The 22,945-nt window shown below is 57.1% G+C and carries 24 protein-coding genes and 1 pseudogene; 10 read left to right on the top strand and 15 right to left on the bottom strand.

Annotated features, from left to right (window positions below; all coding sequences use genetic code 11):
• Positions 1–80 precede the first annotated feature (80 nt).
• Together AAC636_RS07880 and AAC636_RS07885 are read left to right on the top strand one after the other, a co-directional pair.
• On the top strand, positions 81–962 hold the full coding sequence (locus tag AAC636_RS07880) for a PAS domain-containing protein (protein WP_340301028.1): 882 nt from the start codon (positions 81–83) through the stop codon (positions 960–962).
• Positions 890–1,423, top strand: coding sequence for a methyl-accepting chemotaxis protein (locus AAC636_RS07885; protein WP_340301029.1), 534 nt, complete (start codon positions 890–892; stop codon positions 1,421–1,423). Before AAC636_RS07880 ends, AAC636_RS07885 begins: the two co-directional genes overlap by 73 nt.
• A gap of 97 nt (positions 1,424–1,520) precedes the next feature.
• On the opposite strand, the gene rpsI is transcribed toward AAC636_RS07885, so the two are convergent.
• The 10 genes and pseudogenes from rpsI to AAC636_RS07935 form a co-directional block, all read right to left on the bottom strand.
• Positions 1,521–2,030, bottom strand: a complete 510-nt coding sequence (gene rpsI, locus AAC636_RS07890; RefSeq protein ID WP_317654870.1) for a 30S ribosomal protein S9 — start codon at positions 2,028–2,030, stop codon at positions 1,521–1,523.
• 3 nt (positions 2,031–2,033) lie between these two features.
• Positions 2,034–2,492, bottom strand: coding sequence for a 50S ribosomal protein L13 (gene rplM, locus AAC636_RS07895; RefSeq protein WP_340301030.1), 459 nt, complete (start codon positions 2,490–2,492; stop codon positions 2,034–2,036).
• Positions 2,493–2,661: 169 nt separating this feature from the next.
• Positions 2,662–3,849: a lipid-A-disaccharide synthase gene (lpxB, locus tag AAC636_RS07900; RefSeq protein ID WP_340301031.1), complete on the bottom strand. Its 1,188-nt coding sequence runs from the start codon at positions 3,847–3,849 to the stop codon at positions 2,662–2,664.
• Positions 3,846–4,631, bottom strand: a complete 786-nt coding sequence (locus AAC636_RS07905) for an LpxI family protein (protein ID WP_340301032.1) — start codon at positions 4,629–4,631, stop codon at positions 3,846–3,848. Before AAC636_RS07905 ends, lpxB begins: the two co-directional genes overlap by 4 nt.
• Before the next feature lie 11 nt (positions 4,632–4,642).
• Entirely contained in the window at positions 4,643–5,443 is an 801-nt protein-coding gene (gene lpxA / locus AAC636_RS07910) for an acyl-ACP--UDP-N-acetylglucosamine O-acyltransferase (RefSeq protein ID WP_340301033.1), read from the bottom strand.
• Entirely contained in the window at positions 5,433–5,924 is a 492-nt protein-coding gene (gene fabZ, locus AAC636_RS07915) for a 3-hydroxyacyl-ACP dehydratase FabZ (protein ID WP_340301034.1), read from the bottom strand. Before fabZ ends, lpxA begins: the two co-directional genes overlap by 11 nt.
• 113 nt (positions 5,925–6,037) lie before the next feature.
• Positions 6,038–6,814, bottom strand: a complete 777-nt coding sequence (locus tag AAC636_RS07920; protein ID WP_340301035.1) for an enoyl-CoA hydratase-related protein — start codon at positions 6,812–6,814, stop codon at positions 6,038–6,040.
• A 27-nt stretch (positions 6,815–6,841) separates the two neighbouring features.
• Positions 6,842–7,318 (bottom strand): cytochrome c-type biogenesis protein, encoded by a 477-nt coding sequence (locus tag AAC636_RS07925; protein ID WP_340301036.1) that lies wholly within the window; start codon positions 7,316–7,318, stop codon positions 6,842–6,844.
• The gene (locus tag AAC636_RS07930) at positions 7,315–9,294 is read right to left on the bottom strand and encodes a heme lyase CcmF/NrfE family subunit (protein WP_340301037.1); all 1,980 of its coding nucleotides are present in this window, start codon (positions 9,292–9,294) and stop codon (positions 7,315–7,317) included. The genes AAC636_RS07925 and AAC636_RS07930 overlap by 4 nt, the downstream gene beginning before the upstream one ends.
• Positions 9,295–9,446: 152 nt before the next feature.
• A pseudogene (locus tag AAC636_RS07935) lies at positions 9,447–10,990 on the bottom strand (helicase HerA-like domain-containing protein).
• 480 nt (positions 10,991–11,470) lie between these two features.
• On the opposite strand from AAC636_RS07935, the gene AAC636_RS07940 reads away from it, so the two are divergent.
• Positions 11,471–11,983, top strand: a complete 513-nt coding sequence (locus AAC636_RS07940) for an invasion associated locus B family protein (RefSeq protein WP_340301038.1) — start codon at positions 11,471–11,473, stop codon at positions 11,981–11,983.
• Between the two features lie 22 nt (positions 11,984–12,005).
• Here AAC636_RS07940 and AAC636_RS07945 read toward each other — a convergent pair whose 3' ends face one another.
• From AAC636_RS07945 to AAC636_RS07960, 4 genes are read right to left on the bottom strand one after another with little or no spacing between them, the layout of a single operon-like run.
• A complete protein-coding gene (locus tag AAC636_RS07945; protein WP_340301039.1) occupies positions 12,006–13,217 on the bottom strand; it encodes a beta-ketoacyl-[acyl-carrier-protein] synthase family protein in 1,212 nt (403 codons plus the stop codon).
• A complete protein-coding gene (locus AAC636_RS07950; RefSeq protein ID WP_340301040.1) occupies positions 13,214–13,480 on the bottom strand; it encodes an acyl carrier protein in 267 nt (88 codons plus the stop codon). The genes AAC636_RS07945 and AAC636_RS07950 overlap by 4 nt, the downstream gene beginning before the upstream one ends.
• 32 nt (positions 13,481–13,512) lie before the next feature.
• Positions 13,513–14,604, bottom strand: a complete 1,092-nt coding sequence (locus tag AAC636_RS07955) for a UDP-3-O-(3-hydroxymyristoyl)glucosamine N-acyltransferase (RefSeq protein WP_340301041.1) — start codon at positions 14,602–14,604, stop codon at positions 13,513–13,515.
• Positions 14,605–14,657: 53 nt separating this feature from the next.
• A complete protein-coding gene (locus tag AAC636_RS07960; RefSeq protein ID WP_340301042.1) occupies positions 14,658–16,364 on the bottom strand; it encodes a L,D-transpeptidase family protein in 1,707 nt (568 codons plus the stop codon).
• A 422-nt stretch (positions 16,365–16,786) separates the two neighbouring features.
• On the opposite strand from AAC636_RS07960, the gene AAC636_RS07965 reads away from it, so the two are divergent.
• From AAC636_RS07965 to msrA, 3 genes are all read left to right on the top strand, one after another.
• Positions 16,787–17,341 carry a YcbK family protein gene (locus AAC636_RS07965; RefSeq protein WP_340301043.1) on the top strand — a complete coding sequence of 185 codons (555 nt, stop codon included), beginning with the start codon at positions 16,787–16,789 and terminating at the stop codon, positions 17,339–17,341.
• A gap of 142 nt (positions 17,342–17,483) precedes the next feature.
• Positions 17,484–17,927: a peptide-methionine (R)-S-oxide reductase MsrB gene (msrB, locus tag AAC636_RS07970; RefSeq protein ID WP_340301044.1), complete on the top strand. Its 444-nt coding sequence runs from the start codon at positions 17,484–17,486 to the stop codon at positions 17,925–17,927.
• A 3-nt stretch (positions 17,928–17,930) separates the two neighbouring features.
• Positions 17,931–18,431, top strand: a complete 501-nt coding sequence (gene msrA, locus AAC636_RS07975; protein ID WP_340301045.1) for a peptide-methionine (S)-S-oxide reductase MsrA — start codon at positions 17,931–17,933, stop codon at positions 18,429–18,431.
• Positions 18,432–18,502: 71 nt separating this feature from the next.
• Here msrA and AAC636_RS07980 read toward each other — a convergent pair whose 3' ends face one another.
• The gene (locus AAC636_RS07980) at positions 18,503–18,709 is read right to left on the bottom strand and encodes a hypothetical protein (RefSeq protein ID WP_340301046.1); all 207 of its coding nucleotides are present in this window, start codon (positions 18,707–18,709) and stop codon (positions 18,503–18,505) included.
• Between AAC636_RS07980 and AAC636_RS07985 the strand changes: the two genes are divergently transcribed.
• The 4 genes from AAC636_RS07985 (at position 18,696) to AAC636_RS08000 (ending at position 22,927) form a co-directional block, all read left to right on the top strand.
• Positions 18,696–18,956 carry a hypothetical protein gene (locus AAC636_RS07985; protein ID WP_340301047.1) on the top strand — a complete coding sequence of 87 codons (261 nt, stop codon included), beginning with the start codon at positions 18,696–18,698 and terminating at the stop codon, positions 18,954–18,956. The genes AAC636_RS07980 and AAC636_RS07985 overlap by 14 nt on opposite strands.
• Positions 18,957–19,065: 109 nt before the next feature.
• Positions 19,066–21,102 carry an NADH:flavin oxidoreductase gene (locus AAC636_RS07990; RefSeq protein WP_340301048.1) on the top strand — a complete coding sequence of 679 codons (2,037 nt, stop codon included), beginning with the start codon at positions 19,066–19,068 and terminating at the stop codon, positions 21,100–21,102.
• A gap of 15 nt (positions 21,103–21,117) precedes the next feature.
• Complete coding sequence (locus AAC636_RS07995; RefSeq protein WP_340301049.1) at positions 21,118–21,666, top strand: carboxymuconolactone decarboxylase family protein; 549 nt, start codon at positions 21,118–21,120, stop codon at positions 21,664–21,666.
• 67 nt (positions 21,667–21,733) lie between these two features.
• Positions 21,734–22,927: an FAD-binding domain-containing protein gene (locus tag AAC636_RS08000; RefSeq protein WP_340301050.1), complete on the top strand. Its 1,194-nt coding sequence runs from the start codon at positions 21,734–21,736 to the stop codon at positions 22,925–22,927.
• The last annotated feature ends 18 nt before the right edge of the window (positions 22,928–22,945 follow it).

Consider the following 22,945-nt stretch of genomic DNA (forward strand, 5'->3'; position numbering starts at 1 on the left):
AATCTTTGCAACAAATATTTTTTGCGCGCGTGTCTAAACTCAACCTTAAGCTGTTCGTTATCATCTGTAACTGAGTATAGATGACAGATTCCTTCATGACCCTACAGCGCGCCACACCACATCAGCATGATATTGATGGCGAAGAGGCCCGCCTTTCTGCCATTGCAAATCAGGCTCTCCTGTCCATGGTGAATGATACCCAAGCGGTCATTCATTTCAAAATTGATGTCACCATCATTACGGCCAATCACAACTTCCTTTCCACACTCGGCTATCGGTTAGATGAGGTGGTGGGAAAACATCACGCCCTTTTTGTGGATCCTGACTATGCCCGCAGCGCGGCCTATGCGAAATTTTGGGATGATCTGAAGAGCGGAAAAATATTCACGGATCAATTTCCACGCCGCACCAAGACAGGCCAAACCATCTGGATCCAAGCCACCTATGCGCCCGTTAAGGATGAGAACGGCAATCTGACCCGTGTTGTCAAAGTCGCGACCGATATCACCGAACGTGTCACAGCAATTGAAGAAATCGCAGAGGCGCTATTTGCCTTGCGCGAGGGCGATTTAACCGCGCGGGTCGCCCTCAGCCAACTGCCTGATCTGGCAAAGGTGGCTGTGGCCTATAATGAGGCCGCAACGCAATTGGGCAATCTGATGTGCAATGCAACCGATGTCAGCCGCGAGGTGAAGGAGGTGGTTCAAGCCATCAACAGCGCCGCAGATGCATTGGCAAATCGCGCACCGAACAGGCTGCGCAGATCGAACAAACGGCTGCTGCGGTTGAGGAACTCACCACCTCGACAAAGGCGAATGTCGACACCGCGCGGCGGGTTTTGTCAGGGGCCAATTCCACCCGTGACCGCACCCGCGAGAGCGAGGCAGTGGTGGCTAATGCCGTTGCCGCCATGCATAAAATCAAGGAAAGCTCAGATCGTATTGCGCAAATCATTTCCGTGATTGACGGGATCGCGGCGCAGACCAATCTGCTATCGCTGAACGCCGCGATTGAGGCCGCGCGCGCGGGCGCAGCAGGGCGCGGGTTCTCGGTCGTGGCCTCGGAGGTGCGGCAATTGGCACAACGCAGCGCCGATAGCGCGCGCGAAATCAGCACGCTGATCGAAGATATTGGCCAAGTCGCCCATGAGGTCGATGGGATCGTGGCGGGTGTCAGTGAACAAAGCATCGCCCTTGCCGATATTAATAGCGCCATTTTCAATATGGAACGCGCGACCCAAAAAAACGCCACGATGGCCGAGGAATTGGTCAAGGACAGCGGCACGATGACGAAGGCCGCAACGGGCATGGCGGGGGAATTGCAGTTCTTCAAGCTTGGGGGGGCGACACAGGGCTATGATCGCGCCTATCCAGCACAGAACGGGCCGATGCCATCACCACAGGACTATGCGCGCGCCATATAAATTGACCGCGCAAAGAATGGGGACGCGTCAAAGGGACAAAGAAAAAGGCCACCCAAACGGGTAGCCTTTTTGTAATCTTGAAAAGCGTTGATCCAGATTAACGCTTGGAGAACTGGAAGCTCCGGCGCGCTTTGCGCTTACCGAACTTCTTACGTTCTACAACGCGGCTGTCGCGGGTCAGGAAGCCTGCCGCCTTCAGCGCGCCGCGCAAGGAGGGATCATAAAGCTGCAGCGCCTTAGAGATGCCGTGCTTTACCGCGCCTGCCTGACCTGACAAGCCACCGCCTTTGACGGTTGCCATCACATCAAACTGATCTTCCACACCAGCCACAGAGAAAGGCTGACGCAAGATCATCTGCAACACAGGGCGGGCAAAATAGGTTTTGATCTCTTTGCCGTTCACGGTGACCTTGCCAGAGCCTGGCTTGATCCAGACGCGGGCAACCGCATCTTTCCGCTTACCCGTTGCATAAGAGCGGCCAAGCGCATCGCGCACAGGCTCGCGGGGGGAGGCATCCACGGAAATGGATGTCGCACCTGCGGCAGGGGCAGAGCCCTCAGCCACGGCGCCTTTCAGCTCATCGAGCGAAGAGAGTGTCTCGGCCATGGTTTAGCTCCGCGTGTTCTTTTTGTTCATGGATTTTACATCCAGAACTGTGGGGTTTTGTGCCTCATGCGGGTGCGCTGCACCTGCATAGACGCGCAGATTGGTCATCTGGCGGCGCGACAGCGGGCCACCGGGAAGCATGCGCTTGACCGCCTGCATCACAACGCGCTCAGGATGCGCACCTTCGAGGATCTGGCCTGTGGTGCGGCTCTTGATCCCGCCGGGATAGCCTGTGTGCCAATAATTTGGTTTGTTCCGCTTGTTGCCCGTCACCTGCACTTTTTCAGCGTTGATGACGATGACATTGTCGCCCATATCCATATGGGGCGTGAAGGACGGCTTGTGCTTGCCGCGCAGCCGCAAGGCGATGATCGAGGCAAGACGACCGAGAACAACGCCCTCAGCGTCAATCACGATCCATGACTTGTCGATATCCGCAGGAGTTGCGGTAAAGGTTTTCATGTATACGTTCCTTGGTCTTAGATTTTGACCGAAAAAAGAGGCCGCCTGTGCGACCCCCGTTAAAGATGGCAGGCTTATGCGGCAGAGACGGGGTAAGGTCAAGTCTTTTTAGCAAGCATAAATTCTGATTAATTAATAAAAATCAATTACTTGGATATGGGGTTATATTTTACCCCACAATTTCCTTCCCCAAAACCCGCAAAACTGCGTCTGCCGCGCGGGCCTTTGGGTCGCGATCCCCTGCCCCAAGCCGCGCCATGCTCACTTCGGCAGCTTGGATTTGATCGTTGCGCGCGGTCTGATCGCCCATCAACCGCTCAAGCGCCGCCAAAACAGGCGCAGGTTCAAATGCTTTCCCCAAAAATTCGGGGATATGGCGGGTTTCGCTGATCAAATTGACCAAAGTGACCGTGTCAATTTTCAACATCCACCGCATCAAAACCCGTGACAGCGGCGCCATATCATAAGCAATCACCATCGGGGTTTTTGCGGCAGCCAATTCCAAGGACACGGTTCCCGAAGCCGCAAGCGCCAGATCCGCCGCCCCAAAAGCGCACGATTTTTGATATGGATAGTCCGCGCCCGCGGCACGCGGGTCGAGCAGGTGCGCCCTTGGCCCAAGATCCCAAGCGGCCATCATCTGCGCGACATCATCGGCAATGGCGGGGGCCGCAGGCAAAACGAGATGGGCGCGTGGATGCGCCTGCAGGAACCCGCGCGCAACCTGCCCAAATCGGGGGCCAAGCCGCACAATTTCGCCCCGCCGCGAGCCGGGCAACATCAACAGCAAGGGATCCCCTGCCCCAACACCAAGGCCCGCGCGATACGCGCTGCAGTCCTCGGGCGCGGCTTGCAGCATCTGCGCGACTGGATGCCCCACAAAATCACAGCCCATCCCCACAGCCTGCATCAATGGCGGCTCAAACGGGAACAGCGCCAGCACATGGTCAACAAAGCGTGCCATTTTACGCGCACGCCCCGCCCGCCATGCCCAGACAGTTGGGGCGACATAATGGATCACAGGAAGCTTTGCTGTGCGTTTCTTCACCTGCTTTGCCACGCGCAAGCAAAAATCAGGGCTATCAATGGTGATGAGCGCATCAATCTGCCCCTCAATCACCGCATTGGCCGCCTGATCGCGGCGCTTGAACAAATGCCGAAGGCGCGGCAGCACCTCGGCTAGCCCCATGACCGACAGATCAGACATGGGAAAGAGGCTATTTAGCCCTTCGGCCTGCATCAAAGGGCCACCAATGCCTGAGAATTCAATGTCAGAACGCGCGGCCTTCAGCCCCGCCATCAGGCTGGCCCCAAGCGCATCGCCCGAAGGTTCGCCCGCAATGAGAAACAGTTTCACGGCGCGGCCCATAGGGTGATGCCCGCCGATGCCGCTCGGGCGAGAACCTCGGCCCGCTCAAGGATCAGCGCGCCACCTGCCTGCACCACCAAGCCAGACAGCCCCGCCTTTTGCATCATCGCAATCGTCTGCGGGCCAATTCCGGGCATATCAACGCGCAAATCCTGTCCTGCCTTAGGGCGCTTCATCAGAACACCCCCCGAATTGGGGCAGGTCTGCGCCACGAATTCCAGCATCGCATCTGTGCCGGGTAGGGTTTCAATCGCAAGAACTTGGCCCTTGGCCACCACGGCACCTTGGCCGACATCTTGGGGCGCAAGGGCCGCCAAAACGGCGGCAGCGCGATGTGCATCGGCGTGCAAGGCCGCGCTGACCTCGCCCACCATCATGCCCTCGGACGCCAGGAGATCGGGGCGGATGTCATGTGGGGCGCAAATGGTGAACCCCTGTTCCTCCAACAGCGCGATCACGGCGCGCAACAGCCCGTCATCCCCCTGCTGCAAGGCCGTCATAAGGCGCGGCATCAGCGCGGCTGTGCCCGCATCAAGCGCGGTGGGGTCAAACACGGGGCGGCGCATTGCACCTGCAAGGCACAGCTCCGTCACGCCCTCGGATTTCAGACGCGCAAACAGGGAGGCCAATTGCTCAAACCGCGCCTCAATCTGCTGCGATGCGCGGGCATCCACGGGCGTGCCGTGGAAGGTGACCAATATCGCGTCCCCCGCCTCAAGCAGCGATTGCGGAAGGGCACCCCCACCCGCCAAGATTGCGCGTTTTGGCATGATCCCCCCGTTCAACCCGGCGTTAAGAATGACCGATCCGAGCCTTTCAGCACAAAATCCACCACATCCCGCACATATTGGGAATTTGGTGCCTCTTCTGATAGACGGCGCGCGCGTTCCTGAAATGCACCTTCGCCTTGCGCCAAGGCCTGAAAGGCGGCGCGCAACGCAGTGATATCTTCCTTGGCCACGCCACGGCGTTTTAGGCCCACCAAATTCAGACCATCCAAGGCCCCGCGCGGGCCTTGCACAAGGCCATAGGGAATAACATCATTGGTCACCATAGTGACCGCGCCGATGATGGCCCCGCGCCCGATGCGCACAAATTGGTGGATGCCCGAAAGCCCGCCGATGATCACGCCATCCTCAATGATGCAATGGCCTGCAATAGCGGATTGGTTGGCCACCACAACATGGTTGCCCACGATTGCGTCATGGCCAACATGCGCGCCTGTCATAAAGAGGTTGTCATCACCAACACGGGTGATCCCGCCCCCGCCATCTGTGCCCGTATTCATAGTCACACCTTCGCGGATGCGGTTGCGTTTGCCCACAATCAGCTGCGTCTTTTCACCCGCATATTTCAAATCTTGCGGAATATCTCCGATATTCGCGAAGGGGAAAATCACGGTTTCAGCGCCAATTTCGGTCAATCCTGTGACCACGGCGTGGGATTTAAGCACAACCCCCTCATGCAAGGTCACCTCAGGGCCAACAAGGCAAAACGGGCCAATCTGGCAGCCCGCAGCGATATTTGCCCCGCTTTCAACGACAGCCGAAGGATGGATTGAGGCCGAAGGATCAATCGCCATTACGCAGCCCCCCCGTGGCACCCTCAAGATCCATCATCGCGGTAAATTCAGCCTCGGCTGCCATTTCTTCCTCGACAGTGGCCTGCCCCTTAAAGCGCCAGACCTTACCACCGGGTTTGCCGCGCGTGGTTTCGATTTTCAGCTCCAGCACATCGCCCGGAACAACCTTGCGGCGGAATTTGCAGGCATCAATGCCCATGAAATACACAAGCAAATTGCGATCAGCCATATCCATAGCCACCCCAACCATCACGGCGGCGGTTTGCGCCATCGCCTCAATGATTGTGACGCCGGGCATAATGGGGGCGGATGGGAAGTGACCCTGAAAATGAGGCTCATTAAAGGTGACATTCTTGATGCCAGTGGCCGAATGATACCCTTCGATATCGCGCACGCGGTCAATCAACAAAAACGGATAGCGATGCGGAATAATCCGCTGGATCAGATGAATATCTGCCTCTTTCGGCGTCTCGCCCGTCATTTTGGTCTTCCTTTATCAAATTCCGCCTTGCGTGGGTAGAACGATCACATCCCCCCGCGGCCTTGCATCCCTAGCACTTTGGCGCCCCTTGGGGCAAGCCTGCGCAAGCGGCCTTAGCGCCCTTCAAATGTGGGTTTGCGCTTATCGTTACAGGCCAAAACACCTTCTTTGAAATCGCGCGTGCGGCTGAGCGCGCCTTGATGCGCGGCTTCTTGCAACATTTGCTCCTCAAGCCCCTGTTGCGCAGAGGCGCGCAGTGCAGATTTTATCTTGCTATAGGCCTGTGTGGGGCCACTAGCTAAATGCGCGGCGCGGGCGCGCCATGTGGCGTCAAATTCAGCCTCACTTGTTGCTTGCCAAATCATCCCCATCGCTTCGGCCTCCCGCGCGGTGACAGGTTCGCCAAAAAGTGCTGCCCCCATAGCTCGGGCCTGCCCCACGAGGCGGGGCAAAACCCAAGTTGCCCCTGCATCAGGCATGAGGCCGATTTGCGCAAAAGCTTGGATAAATCGCGCATTTTCGGCGGCAATGACAATATCACAGATCAAGGCAAGGCTTGCACCCGCCCCCGCCGCCACGCCATTGACCGCCGCAATCACAGGGATCGGGCAATCGGCAATCGCCGAGATCAGCGGCATGTATTCATCCCGCAAGACCCGCTCAAGATTGAGATCAGCCACACGGCCCGCATCGCCCAGATCCTGTCCCGCGCAAAAGGCACGACCTGCGCCTGTGATCACCAAAACCCGCGCAGAGGCCCCCGCCTGCCCTATCGCATAGGTCAATTCGGCCCGCATCTGCGTGTCGAGCGCATTTAAGACATCGGGTCGATTGAGCGTAATCACCGCAATGCCATCATCCAATTGATAGAGGATCCGCTCGTAGTTCATGATCGCCTCAATTTGGGTTTGGAAGGCTCAACTTTGCTTGTCGCCAAGAATACGCGCAAGCGCGGCCTGCTCTTCTGGGGTGAGCTCTGCTTCGGTGGGGTTCGTGCTGCGCGCTCTCGTGCGGATAAAGGCAAAGGCCACACCAAAGCCCAACAAAAGCAAGGCAGGCCCCGCGAGCCAAAGCGCCAGATTGCTGCCCGACATCGGCGGGCGCATCAGCACATATTCACCATATCGATCCACCACCTCTGCGATGACCTGCTCGTTGCTATCGCCCATCATGATCCGCTCGCGCACGAAAATGCGCAGATCGCGGGCGACTGTGGCGTTGCTTTCGTCAATCGATTCATTGCGACACACCACGCAGCGCAAATCTGCTGAAATCTCACGCGCCCGCGCCTCGAGGGCAGGATCAGGTAAAACCTCATCAGGCTGCACCGCAAGCGCGGGGGTTGAAATCAACCACATTGCGGCAAGCGCGGCTTTTGCGAAGGCCCGCGTCATTCGGCAGGCACCCCAATAGCGGCCCGATCCCGCGCGGCCCCTGCGGCGACACGATAGCGGCGATCGGTCAGGCTAAGCGCCCCGCCAAGCGCCATGATAATTGCACCGCCCCAAATCCAATTTGCAAAGGGTTTGATCCATGTGCGCACGGCCCACCCCCCATCCAACTGGGGATCGCCAAGCGCCACATAAACATCGCGGGTAAATCCACTGTCGATCCCTGCCTCTGTGGTGGGCATGCCCGCCACGGGATATATCCGTTTTTCAGGGGTCAAAACATCCACGACACGCCCGTCTTTGGCGACTTCGACAAAGGCCATGGTTGAGATGTAATTTGGCCCTTGCACCTCGCGCACATCGCGCACTGTCAAATGATAGGCGCCCACATCGAATTCTTCGCCGATTTGCGCCACGCGGATATCTTCGATTTGATAGGTCACCAAGGCCCCCACACCAATAAAGGTGATGCCAAGCCCCGCATGGGCCAAGGCCTTGCCCCAATCGGCGCGCGGCAGGCGGGTCAGGCGGCCAAATTTCGTGGCAATCTCACGCCCCTGCCCTGTGCGCTGCCACAGATCAACCGCGGCCCCTGCAACCAGCCAAACCCCAAGCGCGAGGGTAATCAACCCCGCCAAGGAGCGCCCCGTTCCAAGCGCGTAAAACAAACCCAAAAGCGCGATGGTCAAAAGGGCCACGCCGCTCATCAGGTGCATGGCGCGGCCAAGCTGCGCGCGTTTCCAAGGCAACACCGCCCCAATGGGCAAGGCGACCGCAATGGCAAAGGCGAAGGGCGTAAAGGCCGCATTAAAGAAAGGTGGCCCCACCGAAACGGTGCGGCCCCAGAACATCTCTGCCACCAAAGGCCAGATTGTGCCGATGAACACAACAAAGGATGACACCGCCAAAAGAAGGTTATTCAAGACCAAACCGCTTTCGCGGCTCACAGTTGAGAACACGCCCTTAGCCTCCATCGCGCTTGCGCGGAAAGCATAGAGCGTAAAGGCCCCGCCCATGAAAACGCCCAAGATCATAAGAATAAACATCCCGCGCTCTGGATCATTGGCAAAGGCGTGAACCGAAGTGATGATGCCCGAACGCACGATAAATGTGCCGATGAGCGAGAAACCAAAGGCCAAAATCGCCAAGAGAATTGTCCAGCTTTTCAGCGCCTCGCGTTTTTCGACCACAATTGCCGAATGCAACAGGGCCGCCGCAATCAACCACGGCATGAAAGAGGCGTTTTCAACTGGATCCCAGAACCAGAACCCGCCCCATCCAAGCTCGTAATAGGCCCACCAAGACCCAAGGCCGATCCCGATGGTAAGAAACACCCATGCCGCCAATGTCCAAGGGCGCACCCATCTGGCCCATGCTGCATCAACGCGCCCTTCGATCAAGGCCGCCACAGCAAAAGAAAACGCCATGCTAAGGCCAACATACCCCAAGTATAAAAACGGCGGGTGGAAGGCGAGACCAGGATCTTGCAGAAGCGGGTTCAAATCTTGGCCATTGAAGGGCGGCAATTCGAGCCGCAAAAACGGGTTCGATGTGAACAAAATAAAGGCGTAAAATGCAACCCCTACCGAAGATTGCACGGCCAAAACGCGCGCGCGCAGGCACGGCGGAAGGTTTGCACCAAACCACGCGGCTGAGGCCCCAAATAGTGCCAAAATCAAAACCCATAGAAGAAGCGAGCCTTCGTGATTGCCCCAGACACCGCTGATTTTATACAACAGCGGCTTGTCGGTATGGGAATTGGCAACAACCAAATTCAGCGAGAAATCAGAGGTCACAAAGGCATAGGTCAGCGCGGCAAAAGAAATCGCCACAAGCGCGAATTGCAAGCTGGCCGCAGGGCTGGCAACCGCCATCCATGCGCTCCAATTTTTATGTGCGCCAATCATAGGCACAATCATTTGGAACACAGCCACGGCAAAGGCCAAAACCAAAGCAAAATGGCCAAATTCAACGATCATCTCTGCCCTCCTTCATCACAGCGCGACCCGCATGATCTAGATTTTGCCGTCCGTTCGCGGCAAAGAGTAACGACAAAGCCGCCCGCATCCAAGGGGTTAGCGCGAAAGAGCCGCACCCATGATCACAGCGCCGTGATCTAACAAGGGACATCTTAGCGCCCTGTGAGTGCCCCTAAAACGCCGCGCATCACCGCGCGCCCTGCCCTTGTGCCCATTTGACGGGCGAAAATTTTGGCAAAGGCTGTGCCAACACTATCGCCGCGCGAGGGTGCTTTTCGCTTGGGGCTGCCCCCCGCAGTATACCGGCGCGCTGCAGTAAACTCGCGCGCGGTTTCTGCCTCGGCCACCTCTTGGGCTTCGCGTGCAGCGGCGGCTTCTGCCTCGGCTGCGGCCTTCGCGGCGCGGGCCTGTAGGATCTCGTAGGCGCTTTCACGATCGAGTGGAGGGCCATATTTGCCCTGCAGAGGCGCGGATTTCACCATCGCCTGCCGCGCCGCCTCATCTATTGGCCCCAATTTGGACGATGGCGGGCGGATCAAACAGCGCTCAACCAAGCTTGGTGCGCCTTTTGCCTCAAGGAAGGACACCACAGCCTCCCCCACCCCCACCTCGCGGATGGCTTCGGCGGTGTCGAAATTCGAGTTTGGGCGATAGGTGTCCGCCGCCTGACACAGGTCTTTTTGATCTTTGGCAGTAAAGGCCCGCAATGCGTGCTCCACCCGATTGCCCAGTTGGCCGAGAATCTCATCAGGCACATCGGCGGGGTTTTGAGTGACGAAATACACCCCCACCCCCTTTGATCGGATCAAGCGGGCGACCTGTTGGACCTTTTCCACCAAGGCCTTTGGCGCGTTATTGAACAGAAGATGGGCCTCATAAAAGAAAAACACCAATTTCGGCTTATCGGGATCCCCCACCTCGGGCAGCGTTTCAAAAAGTTCTGACAACAGCCACAAAAGCGCGGTTGCATAAAGGCGCGGTGACATCATCAGACGATCCGCCGCTAAGATAGTGATCACCTAACGGCCATCCCCATCGCAGCGCATTAAATCTGCTAATTCCAATGCAGGTTCCTCAAAGAAACCTGCCCCGCCCTGATCTTCTAACACCAATAGACGGCGCTGGATCGCACCGATAGAGGCGGCCGCGATATTGCCGTATCGCAATTGCAATTGATCTGCATTTTCACCCGCGAAAACCAACAGGGCCTGCAAATCCTTGAGATCAAGGAGATCTATTCCTTCTTCATCCGCGAGGCGAAAGGCAATGGTCAACGCACCCTCTTGCGCCTCGGTCAATTCCAACAGACGCGACAGAAGGACAGGCCCCATCTCGGTCACCGTGGCCCGGATTGGATGGCTCTTTTTCACCAAAAATATCCCAAAAGCTGACGGGAAAGGCGCGATATTCATAAGGCGCAAGGCCGATTTTCTGCGCGCGACATGAAGGCATCATGCAATTTGAACTCGGCGCTGCCCGCCTCGGCCAGACCCGACAGATCCCCCTTCACATCGGAGAGAAACACAGGCACGCCTTGCGCTGAAAAGGCCTCGGCCATGATTTGAAGGGTGACGGTTTTTCCCGTACCCGTTGCGCCCGCAATCAGCCCGTGGCGATTGGCGTATTTCAAAAGCAGCTGCTGCGCCGTGGCATAATTCGCCCCGCCGCCACCGATAAAAATGGCCTCATCCGACATAAGTAACCCCAAAATTTCGTAACCCTGCCCAAACAATACATTCTTAATGCTTTTGTACCCGTATGATTTGCAGTGATGCTGATGCTTGTGTGTTTTGTATCCTCCTCTTGGGTGTTGGCGTCATTGTTCTCCCTGTGGACTGGCTGCGCCACGCATCTCTGCTGGCGCGGCTTTTTTGTGCCTCATCGGCCCGCAGCAAAAAATCGCAGTTTCATAAAAAACCCCTGTTGACGGAATGAAAATCCTGACATAGCGTTCGCATCAATAAGTCGGCCAGTCCGACAGGGAGCGATAAATCAGTCGCAAAGACTGAACAAAAAAGGGCCTCGTTTCGAGGCTCTTTTTTGTTGGGAACGCGCGGCATGGAAAACATGGCAATTCTGCCCCGCCGGCCAAGAATTTAGATCATATCGCGCTGCACCCGCTGACAATGGTGCCATGCTATGTTAGCGCAGGGGTCATATGGCATATGAGGATATTATGACCCGATTTTCGCGTCACCTTTCGCACACGGTTCTGGCTCTGGCGCTTTGCGGGGGCGTGGCCCCACAGGCAATCGCGCAAGACACTGAAACCTTTGGCGCATGGACAAAAATTTGCAGCGGCGAAGGCGACGCGCAAACCTGTCTGATTTCGCAGGTGCTGCAAGATACGGATGGCAATAACGTGGCCGAGGTCAGTATTGCCGATGTCATTGACGGCGGCGATACGGTGGGCGCGATCAGCATCGCAACCCCGATTGATACGCTGCTTTTGCCAGGTGTTCGGTTCAAGGTCGATGAATTCGATGAAAACCGCCTACCGTTCAATTTCTGCCAACCCGGTGGATGCGTGGTGCAAATCGGTCTGACCCAAGACAATATTGACGCCTTCGAGGGGGCCACGGCGGCGGCTGTCACCATTGTGCCAATTGCAGCGCCCGATGCAGAGGTTGCCCTAACCCTGTCTTTTGACGGGTTCACCGCAGCCTTTGCCAGCCTTCAACCTGAATAAACCATCATGAGCAGCGCCCCGCTTAGGGCGCTGCTTTTAACGCCAAAACCGCGTTTAACCCGCCAAAGGCAAAGGCGTTGGAGAGAACCGCATCAACCTTGGCCTCTCGTGCCTCATTGGGGACAACATCAAGGGCGCATTCAGGGTCGGGCTCCTCATAGCCGATGGTGGGCGCAATCACCCCATCGCGCAGCGCCATGATACAGGCCAACAGCTCGACCGCGCCTGTGCCACCGATTAAATGCCCGTGCATCGATTTGGTGGAGGATATCATCAGATCATCGGCGTGATGGCCAAAGACATCGGCAACAGCCGCGCATTCCACCTTGTCATTAGCCGCCGTGCCCGTGCCATGCGCATTGATATAGCAAATATCCTCAGGGTTCAGCCGCGCATCCTTGAGCGCGCCTGAAATCGCACGACCTGCCCCTTGTTTAGACGGCATAACGATATCCGCCGCATCCGATGTCATGGCAAACCCCACCACTTCGGCCAAAATCTCGGCGCCACGCCGTTTGGCGTGATCATATTCTTCGAACACAAACACCGCCGCCCCTTCGCCCTGCACCATCCCATTGCGGTTGGCCGAAAACGGGCGACAGGCATCTTTGGACATGACCCGCAACCCTTCCCAAGCTTTCACCCCACCAAAGGAGAGCATCGCCTCAGACCCGCCCGTGACCATCACGTCACAGGCCCCGCCGCGGATCAATTGAAAGGCCAAACCCATCGCATGGTTTGACGAGGCGCAGGCGGTAGCCACCGAAAAGGATGGCCCCTTAAGGTTCCATTCCATCGACACATGGCTGGCTGCGGCATTGTTCATCAGCTTGGGAACAACAAAGGGGTGAACGCGATTTTTCCCCTCTTCATAGACAGTGCGGTAATTCTCGTCCCATGTATTAACACCGCCCCCTGCCGTGCCCAGAACCACGCCCGCCCGCGTGGCCGCCTCGCCGCCAAAGACAAGGCCAGAATGATCCAAGGCTTGATGCGCAGCGATTAAGGTGAATTGCGTAAAGCGGTCATAGAACGCGATTTGCTGGCGGTTGAACAGCGCCTCTGGATCATAGCCCGTCACTTGCGCCCCAATTTTGACGGACAGCCGATCCACATCGCGCAAATCAAGCGGGCCTATCCCGCATTTGCCTTCGCGCATCGCCGCCAAAGTGGTCGGCACATCATGCCCTAATGCATTAATTGTGCCCTGACCCGTGATAACAACACGTCTCATCCGTGCTGCTCGGCCACGAGTTTTTCCACTGCCGCCACAATGGCCGCAACCGATGAGATATCAAAATCACTTTTGTCAGGCTCATTGGCGTTGAACGGCACCTGAATGTCGAATTCTTCTTCGATGGCAAAGATGGCTTCGACCAACCCTAACGAATCGATCCCCAAATCTTCGAGTGTTTTTTCAGGCGAGACATCGCTTGTCTCAAGCACCGCTTGCTCTGCAATGATCTTGATGATCCGCTCAGAAATATCTCCAGACATAAAACCTTGCCTCCATCAGCATATCCAAAGGCCTAGCCTTTCGGATTGGTCAATTTCTTCTCAAGCGCCGCCACAGTTTTTGCAAGACGCGGCAATCGCCTTAGCGCCTTATACATCTCGATATGTGTCTCCATTTTGACAGCCGGGCTGCCCATCACCATTCTGCCCGATGGAAGGCTAGAATAAATCTTGGTGGCCCCTGCGGCGACCACATCAGAGCCGATCTCGATATTATCGGAGACACCGCACTGTCCGCCCAAAACCACGCGATCGCCCACGCTACAAGATCCCGCAAACCCGACCTGCCCGCAGAGCAGGCAATCGCGACCAATGCGGCAATTGTGGCCGATATGAACCAAATTATCGATCTTTGTGCCTGATCCGATTTCCGTATTGGCCACTGTGCCGCGGTCAATCGCAGCGCCCGCGCCAATTTCGACATCATCCCCGATGACGACACGCCCCAAGGAGTGAATGCGCGCCCAAGATTGCGGGGTCTGGGCCGCGTCTGATTTCCCCAAGGATTGGCGGGCAATTTCGACTTGGGATTTTTCTGGGGTGACGAAAGAGAACCCATCCCCCCCAATCACCGCATTGGGTTGAATGATCACACGATCCCCAATTTGCACATGATGCGCGATGCGCACACCCGCATGGATCAACGCATCAGCACCAATTTCCGCGCCTTCGGCAATGCTGACATGCGGGGCGATGCGGGCGCGGGGCCCGATGATGGTGCCCGCCCCGATGACCACAAAAGGCCCGATGGCGGCATCCGCGCCAATTTGGGCGCTTGGGTCAATCACCGCGCTGGGGTGAATTCCGGCCACAATATGTGGCCCTTGATCCATTAGGGCCGTGACACCCGCCATCGCGTAGCGCGGGCGGGCGATTAAAATCGCAGCCTCTAATCCAAGGGCCTTCCAATCCGTGCCCTCGGCCACGATCGCGGCCTTGGCCTGCCCTTTGGCCAAATCGGGCAGATATTTTTCTGTTATCGCCAAGGCCAGATGATCAGCGGCCGCCGTGGCGGGCTCGGACAGGCGCGAGACGACCAATCCAACCGCGCCTTCGGCTTTTGCGCCCAATTCTTTGGCGATATGCTCAATGCTGCTGCCAGCCATGTGGGATGCGCCTTATTTTTGCTATGGCCCAACCACGGGGCCACCCTTTGCCTTTAACTTGAGATTGCCGCAACGGAAACCCCCGCCGCCTCAAGTTCCTGCCACAAATCGGCATTGCGCCCGTAAATATCGGCGCGATGCTGCAGTCGCCCATCGGGGTCCACAAAGGATGTCCAATAGACCAAATGCACGGGGATCGGCGTTTCAAGCCGCACCGTTGTTTCGCGACCCGTTGCAAGGATACGCGCGAAATAGGCTTCGGGATCGTCCTCTTGAGGGGCTAAAAGATGATAGGCGAAATCAAACGGATCCTGCAGCCGCACGCAGCCATGGCTATAGGCCCGCGTTTCGCGCGCGAAGAGGCTTTTTGCAGGTGTGTCATGCAGGTAAATGTTCCACGGATTGGGGAACATGAATTTCACCAACCCTAAGGCATTGCTGGTCGAGGGGGCTTGGCGCAACGTATAGGGGAAGGTGCTCGCCGTGTATTGGGTAAAATCCACCTGCGCGCGATCGACAACTTGGCCCCCGCTCCACAATTCCAACTGACTTTGCGCTGTGGGGTCTTCTTGCAACTGCGGCAGATATTCGCGTGTGGTGATTGAACGGGGCACCGTCCAACTGGGGTTAATGACCAAATATTCCATAACGTCCGAGAATTCGGGCGTGTGACGGCGTGGATCGGGGTGCCCAACAACCGAACGAGTTGAGAAGGTCACGACATCTTGATCCACCACAGTCGCATGGAAGTCAGGGATATTGACCAAGACATGGCGCTCACCGCGGTCAAAATTCATCCAACGTTGCCGCTCCATGGCCAAGATCACATCTTTAAGGCGCGTTTCGGCATCCACATTGATCGCGACCAATGTATTGGCGCCAACAATTCCATCTTGGGTTAACCCGTTATCCGCTTGGAAGCGTATCACCGCCCCGAACAGCCTATCATCGAACCGGGCTGATGCGGGCGCTTCGGTCGCCGTTTGCGCATCATTGGCGGTTAATAGGGTTACGGATGCAGAACTGGGCTCTTCGGCGAGATATCCCATCGCTTGCAACCGCGTGATCAAGGCCGCGACAGTGGGCCCTTGGTCGCCCAATTCCAGTCTTTCCGCCACCACAGGCGCCCCCCATCCGCCCGCTTCAACCACGCGCGCCAAATCAAACATTGCGCGCTGAAGACGGGCATATTGCGGGTGCTGCGGTGTCAAATTTGACAAATATATCATTGGATTATCGGCCGAAGCAAAACCTGAAAGTAAGGCCTCACTGCTTTGGCGTGGGGTGGTTTTATAAATGTCTTCGGCCAAGGTCGCAGGCTCTAGCACCCCCGCGCTGATATCTTGTGCATATTCCAGATAGGTCAAAGCCGCGCGCAACTCGGTTGCAATATCCGCCCCAGTTGCAAAGCCCGCGCGCAAACCTGCGATGTCATAAGTCGCGCGCGGCAGGCCGTGATCGCCCGATGCCTCAAGGGCCGCAAGCAGCGCAGCACGGCGCAGCTCAAATTCAGGCCCCTCGCCCGTCCAAATTGGCGCAAAGTCGCGTGCGGCATAAAAGGCGAATACCTCAGGATTATTGGCAAAGCGGGCTGCCATTGCCTCGCGCGCGGCGACACCTTGCCAGAACTGCGCCGATAATGGCGGTGAGGTGACCACCGTGGCAGGCAGGCTTTGCGCCACAGCATCGCCCGAGATGATCAGGCCTAAGCCCGCCCCAGCCACCAACTCAACCCAAAAACCAGTTCTTTCAACACTCACGATAATACCTATTTTCAAACGAACCCCTACGCCAAATATGGGGAAGAAGGCCCGCGCCGTCCATGTTCAATCGCGGCCGCACGATCGCTCAGGCGTCACGCCTATGCAGCGTTGCAACAGATGTTTTTCACCCTTCACGAGGGTCTGATGGCCGCCACGAGGCCAAACCCGAGTAGGGGCAGGTGAATTTTTACGCAAAAACAGCACATTACACCGATTGGCAAATTTCCGCCGAATCGAAAGACCCTTTCCGCCAAGAGGTTAATCAATACTTTCACAATCATTTCACCTGTGTCATATTTCGTGAGTAACGTGCGAATAAAAAACCGCCCGCTGCCATTCACGCTGGATCCGTCCAGCTCAGGGACAGAGGCACCCGTAGGAAGTGTAGTGGCAATCAGGGCAGAAGCATGGGGACTGGAATGAAATTGATTAGCCGTCGGGGCTTATTGCGGGCATTTGCTGCGACAACGATCGCGGCGGCACCTGTATCGGCCAACGCCTTTGGGATTTTGCGCGGCGCAGGCGATTTTCGCAAATTGCGCATGCATAATGGCCGCACGGGCGAAACGCTGGATATGATTTACTGGCTTGATGGCGACTATATTCGCCCCGCAATTGAAGAAATCAGCTACTTCATGCGCGACTGGCGCCAAAATGAGGTGCATGCGATTGACCCGCGCACCCTCGACATCATGGCGGCCTCTCATAACCTTTTGGATACGAACGAACCGTATCTGTTGTTGTCTGGCTATCGCTCGCCTGCAACCAACGCGATGCTGCGTCAACGCTCGTCAGGTGTTGCGCGCAACTCACTCCATATGGTTGGCGAGGCGGCTGATTTGCGCCTCACCTCCCGCAGCGTCAGTCAAATTGCGCGCGCGGCCGAAAGCTGCGCCGCAGGTGGGGTTGGGCGGTATTCGCGCTCGAACTTTGTGCATATGGATTGCGGCGATGTCCGCCATTGGGGCGGGTAAGTCAACCAATATTCGGCCCAATTCGGCAAAAGACGTGCTCGTTTCGGCGTAACGTCTTTGTGTCACTTGCCATTCTAACTGGATAATTTGCGCAGCGCCCCCACATTATGGCTCGAACCCCACAAGGAGTGAGCCGTTCCTCATGACAAAATATAAAAAGACGCCGCAGGCCATCGCGGCACTGACGCCCGAGCAATACCACATTACCCAAGAAAATGGCACCGAGCGCCCCTTTACGGGGGCCTATACCGATTTAGAGGCGCGCGGGATTTATGTGGATATCGTATCTGGCGAGCCGCTGTTTTTGTCGAATGACAAATTTCATTCTGGCTGTGGTTGGCCCTCATTCACAAAGCCCGTCAGCGATGAAATGGTAGTCGAAAAGCGCGACCTCAGCCATGGGATGGTGCGCGTTGAGGTGCGTTCGAAATATGGCGACAGCCATTTGGGCCATGTTTTTCCCGATGGGCCGCGGGATCGCGGGGGCTTGCGCTATTGTATCAATTCAGCCGCTTTACGTTTCATTCCCGAAGCAGATATGCAAGCCGAAGGGTATGGCGATTATCTGATGATGTTGGAGGCGTAAACAATGGCGCAAGAACGGGCGATTTTAGCAGGTGGATGCTTTTGGGGGATGCAACAATTGATCCGCCGCATAGATGGGGTGTGTGCAACCCGTGTTGGCTATTCGGGGGGCGATGTTCAAAATGCCACCTATCGCAACCATGGCACCCATGCCGAGGCGATTGAAATTTTCTTTGATCCCGAGCGCCTAACCTATCGTGATCTGTTGGCGTTTTTCTTTCAAATTCATGATCCCACCACATTGAACCGTCAGGGAAATGATATTGGGATGTCCTATCGGACTGCGATTTTTTATGTCGATGAAGCACAACGCGCAACCGCGTTAGAGGTTATCGCAGATGTCAACGCATCGGGACTTTGGCCTGGAAAGGTTGTGACTGAATTGGCGCCTGTGGGCCCGTTTTGGGAGGCTGAACCTGAACATCAAGATTATCTTGAGCGCCTTCCCAATGGGTATACCTGTCATTTCCCGCGCCCTGATTGGGTCTTACCAAAGCGAGCCTAAAAGACAACCGATTAGATCAATAAATGGGCCAAATCGCTGGCCCATTTTTGCGTTCAGCGGTTCCATCAAGTTTAAAAATCTTCCCAAACCACGCTGCCCGTGCTGGCCTCACGTTGCAGATATGGGCGTTGCGGTGTGGGGATGATCTCGGGCTTTTCTGGCGCCTGCTTCGTCCCATGATCCTGCATCTGAGGGGGGGCAGGATCGGCCATAACATCTGATCCATTGAGCAGTGCCGCGCGGGCAGCCACCCTGCCCCGCTCCGTGGAATTTGTCATTGTCGAAGGCAATTATCTGCTTTTGGATCAAGACGGATGGCGTGATTTGCGCAAGTTTTGGGACAGCGCAATTATGTTGATGCCTCCACGCGCGGAAATCGAGGCGCGGCTGTTGCAGAGATGGATTGATCACGGCCACACCCCCGAAGCGGCCCGCGCAAGGCGCGATGCGAATGACCTGCCAAATGCCGAATTGGTCTTGGCCAATGCCCTGCCGGCAGATTGGGTCATGGCAGAGGCCGCCTAGGCGCAAATGGCGCAAACGCGCCTTGTCGTGACGCGCCCCTTCCTTGACAAGCAGAACCCGTCACGGCCAGCCTAGGCTGACACAGTCGCGAACCGCTAAGAGGCATCCTATGGCAGACCCGATCTTGCAGCCGTTTCAGCTGAAACATCTGACCTTGCGCAATCGGGTCATGATCACCAGCCACGAGCCCGCCTATAGCGAGGATGGCCTGCCCACCGATGCCTATCGCGCCTATCATGTGGAGCGCGCCCGTGCTGGCATTGCGCTGACCATGACGGCGGGCTCTGCCGTGGTCAGCCGCGACAGCCCACCCGCCTTTGGCAATCTCTTGGCCTATCGGGACGAGATTACCCCGCATATGGCCCGTCTTGCCCGCGAGGTGCATGACGAGGGCGCGGCTGTGATGATCCAACTCACCCATCTGGGGCGGCGCACGCGGTGGGACACAGGCGATTGGCTGCCTGTCCTCTCGCCAAGTGCGCTGCGCGAACCCGCACATCGCGCCTATCCCAAAGTGCTTGAGGATTGGGACATCGCGCGGATCATCAGTGATTATGCCGATGCGGCTGAACGGATGAGGGATGCAGGGCTAGACGGGATCGAATTGGAATCCTACGGCCATTTGATGGATGCGTTTTGGTCGCCCCGCCTCAATCACCTAGACGGGCGATACGGGGCTGAAACGCTTGAGACGCGCATGGCCTTTTCGATGGATGTCCTGCGCGCCATTCGTGCCCGCGTTGGGGATGATTTCATCGTTGGCGTCCGTTTTGTGGCCGATGAAGATATCAAGGGCGGTATTTCTGCCACCGAAGGCCAAGAGATTGCCCGCCGCCTGCGCGACAGCGGGTTGGTCGATTTCCTAAACGTCATTCGGGGCAATATCGACACCGATGCAAGCCTGACCCGCGTGATCCCGTTGCAGGGCATGGCCTCGGCCCCGCATCTGGATTTTGCGGGCGAGTTACGCGCGCAAACGGGAATCCCGATCTTTCACGCCGCGCGTATTCCCGATTTATCGACCGCGCGCCATGCCATTGCTGCGGGCAAGTTGGATATGGTGGGGATGACGCGGGCACATATTGCCGACCCGCATATCATGGCAAAACTTCTCGAAGGACGCGAGGAGGATATTCGCCCCTGCGTGGGGGCAAATTACTGTATCGACCGCATCTATCAGGGCGAAAAGGCGCTGTGTTTGCATAACCCCTCAACGGGGCGGGAATTAAGCCAACCGCATAAGATTGCCCGAACGGACACCCCGACCCGCGTCACCATTATCGGCGCGGGCCCTGCGGGCCTTGAGGCCGCGCGGGTTGCGGCCACGCGCGGGCATCAGGTGCATCTCCTTGAGGCCGCCCCGCAGGCAGGCGGGCAAATTCGCCTCACCGCGCAATCGCCCCGCCGCCGCGAGATGCTGGCGATCACCGAATGGCGGGTTGCACAATGCGAAAAGCTGGGCGTGCGCCTGCAATATAACACCTATGCCGAACCCGAAGATGTTTTGGCGACTGCGCCCGATGTGGTGATTGTGGCCACAGGCGGGATGGCCCGCGAAGGGGGGTTAGAGACGGGCAGCGACCTCATTTGCAGCGCATGGGATATTTTATCGGGCGATGTCAAACCCGAAGGCGATATGCTGATCTTTGATGAGGCAGGCGATCACGCGGGGTTGCAGGCCGCGGAATTTGCAGCATCCCATGCCCGCAGCATTGAGATCGTCACCCGCGACCGCGCCATCGCGCCCGAGGTGATGGGCATGAACCTCACCCCCTATATTCGTGCGCTGCAACACTCAGGCGCGCAGATGACCATCACATGGTATCTCAGCCATGTAACGCGCACAGGCAATCGCCTGACCGCGCATTTAATCAGTGACTATAGCGACAAAATCGAAACCCGCGAGGTAGATCAGGTCGTGGTCAATCAAGGCACAACGCCGCTTGATGATCTTTATTTTGCGCTCAAACCACAGTCGCGCAATTTGGGCGAGATGGATTACCATGCCTTTCTTGCAGGGCAGTCCCAAACGATTATCAAAAATCCAGACGGGCAGTTTGACCTCTACCGCATTGGTGATGCAGTCTCACCGCGCAACACCCATGCCGCAATTTATGATGGGTTGCGCCTTGCGCGCAGCCTCTAAGGAATGAGCCCAAAAATGACCCGCTACCCGCCCCTAGACAACACCCATTGGCCCGCCGAAATCGCGGATATGCAAGCGGGGTTTGCGGCGCGGTTGAATGTCTATCGGGTGATGGCACATCACCCTGCATTATTACGGGCTTGGGCGGATTTGCGGGATCATGTGGTGGTCAAAACCGCGCTTGGCCCCGAATTGAGCGAGGTGGTGATCCTGCGTGCCGCGCATTGGATGGGCTCGAATTATGAATGGGCGCATCATGTCAGCCGTGCGCGCGCCCTTGGGTTTGAAGATCACCGCATCGCGCGTCTCGCAGGCCCAATTGACGAGATCACAGGTCAAGATCAAACCATCGCCCGCGCAGTCGATGCCCTGATGACCACGCGCGCGATCCCCCCCCAGATGCAGGGGCCGCTTGAGGCGGAAATTGGCAAAGAGGGCATTTTTGATTTGATTGCCACAGTGGGCTTTTACAGCACGCTTGGTTTTATCCTTAACTCCTTCCCCCCACCGCTGGATGAGGCGGTCGCGCGCGAGCTGCGCGAAACGCCGTTTGAGGGCGCTTAGGCGCAGTTGACCTCGCCCCCTGCTGCCTTAGCTAGATGCGCAAAGCACATCTAAGCGAGGCAAAAACATGCAGGCCACACGGGCAGAGGCAGAGGCGCGTCTGATCGAATTCACCCCCAAAATGGGCAAGGCCTATGCCAATGGGCGCAATTACGATCTGGGACATGGTGCACATAAATCTGTGTCGCGCCTCTCGCCTTATATCCGCCGCCGCCTGATCCGCGAAGCAGAGGTTGTCAAAACCGCGCTTGGCACACATGGTGCAGTTTCCGCTGAAAAATTCATTCAAGAGGTGATTTGGCGCAGCTATTTCAAGGGCTGGCTTGAGATGCGCCCCGCCATATGGCGCAGTTACGTGTCAGGTCTTGAGGCCGATATGGCCGCGCTCGACCAAGATCGCCCTTTGTCCCGCGCCTATACCCGCGCCATCGAAGGGCGCACAGGGCTAGACTGCTTTGACCATTGGGCGCACGAATTGGTTGAAACGGGCTATCTACACAATCACGCGCGGATGTGGTTTGCCTCGATCTGGATATTCACGCTGCGATTGCCATGGCGGCTTGGCGCGGATTTCTTCCATCGTCATCTCTTAGATGGGGATGCAGCGTCTAACACCTTGGGCTGGCGATGGGTTGCGGGCCTACATACGCGGGGTAAATTCTATGCGGCTGAGGCGTGGAATATTGCAAAATTCACGCAAAACCGATTTACCCCGCGCGATGTAGATTTGGCCGTGGTGACAGAAGGCCTTGAAGCAACCGAGCCTGATGGCCTGCCCCCGACCCTGCCACTGCGCCGCCCCGTTGCGCCACAGACGGGGGCTAAAACCCTTTTGCTGATCACCGATGAAGACTGCGGGATCACAGGCGCCGATATTGCGGGCTTTGATGTTGGTGCCGTGGTGGGGTTGACCCAATCGCATTTGCGCCATGCAAGCCCAGATGTCGCCGCCTTCGAGGCGGAGGCCATTCGCGATTGTGCAAATCGGCTTGGCCTGACCGCTGAAATGGTCGAGGCGCGCGATCCAAAACTCTTGGCGCAAATGGCAACGCGGCTTGGGGCCGTGCAAATCGCCACCCCCTATATCCCGCAAGGGCCGTTATTCGATTGGATCACCGAGGCGCGCATGCCCCTTGAGGCTGCAAATATCACCTTCGCCGAATGGTGCGACCCTTGGGATCAAAGGATATGGCCCCATGCCACGGCGGGTTTCTTCAAGGTAAAACAGAAAATCCCCCAGCTGATTGCCGCACTGGATTGAGAGATAAATTCTTAACTG

Source organism: Roseobacter sp. HKCCD5988, from assembly GCF_037830355.1.
Classification (GTDB): domain Bacteria; phylum Pseudomonadota; class Alphaproteobacteria; order Rhodobacterales; family Rhodobacteraceae; genus M30B80.

Coding starts and splice junctions, on each gene's coding strand:
- AAC636_RS07880 (WP_340301028.1), top strand. CDS start 81: ATGACAGATTCCTTCATGACCCTACAGCGCGCCACACCACATCAGCAT.
- rpsI (WP_317654870.1), bottom strand. CDS start 2,030: ATGGCCGAGACACTCTCTTCGCTCGATGAGCTGAAAGGCGCCGTGGCT.
- rplM (WP_340301030.1), bottom strand. CDS start 2,492: ATGAAAACCTTTACCGCAACTCCTGCGGATATCGACAAGTCATGGATC.
- AAC636_RS07905 (WP_340301032.1), bottom strand. CDS start 4,631: ATGCCAAAACGCGCAATCTTGGCGGGTGGGGGTGCCCTTCCGCAATCG.
- lpxA (WP_340301033.1), bottom strand. CDS start 5,443: ATGGCGATTGATCCTTCGGCCTCAATCCATCCTTCGGCTGTCGTTGAA.
- fabZ (WP_340301034.1), bottom strand. CDS start 5,924: ATGACGGGCGAGACGCCGAAAGAGGCAGATATTCATCTGATCCAGCGG.
- AAC636_RS07920 (WP_340301035.1), bottom strand. CDS start 6,814: ATGAACTACGAGCGGATCCTCTATCAATTGGATGATGGCATTGCGGTG.
- AAC636_RS07925 (WP_340301036.1), bottom strand. CDS start 7,318: ATGACGCGGGCCTTCGCAAAAGCCGCGCTTGCCGCAATGTGGTTGATT.
- AAC636_RS07930 (WP_340301037.1), bottom strand. CDS start 9,294: ATGATCGTTGAATTTGGCCATTTTGCTTTGGTTTTGGCCTTTGCCGTG.
- AAC636_RS07940 (WP_340301038.1), top strand. CDS start 11,471: ATGACCCGATTTTCGCGTCACCTTTCGCACACGGTTCTGGCTCTGGCG.
- AAC636_RS07945 (WP_340301039.1), bottom strand. CDS start 13,217: ATGAGACGTGTTGTTATCACGGGTCAGGGCACAATTAATGCATTAGGG.
- AAC636_RS07950 (WP_340301040.1), bottom strand. CDS start 13,480: ATGTCTGGAGATATTTCTGAGCGGATCATCAAGATCATTGCAGAGCAA.
- AAC636_RS07955 (WP_340301041.1), bottom strand. CDS start 14,604: ATGGCTGGCAGCAGCATTGAGCATATCGCCAAAGAATTGGGCGCAAAA.
- AAC636_RS07965 (WP_340301043.1), top strand. CDS start 16,787: ATGAAATTGATTAGCCGTCGGGGCTTATTGCGGGCATTTGCTGCGACA.
- msrB (WP_340301044.1), top strand. CDS start 17,484: ATGACAAAATATAAAAAGACGCCGCAGGCCATCGCGGCACTGACGCCC.
- msrA (WP_340301045.1), top strand. CDS start 17,931: ATGGCGCAAGAACGGGCGATTTTAGCAGGTGGATGCTTTTGGGGGATG.
- AAC636_RS07980 (WP_340301046.1), bottom strand. CDS start 18,709: ATGACAAATTCCACGGAGCGGGGCAGGGTGGCTGCCCGCGCGGCACTG.
- AAC636_RS07990 (WP_340301048.1), top strand. CDS start 19,066: ATGGCAGACCCGATCTTGCAGCCGTTTCAGCTGAAACATCTGACCTTG.
- AAC636_RS07995 (WP_340301049.1), top strand. CDS start 21,118: ATGACCCGCTACCCGCCCCTAGACAACACCCATTGGCCCGCCGAAATC.
- AAC636_RS08000 (WP_340301050.1), top strand. CDS start 21,734: ATGCAGGCCACACGGGCAGAGGCAGAGGCGCGTCTGATCGAATTCACC.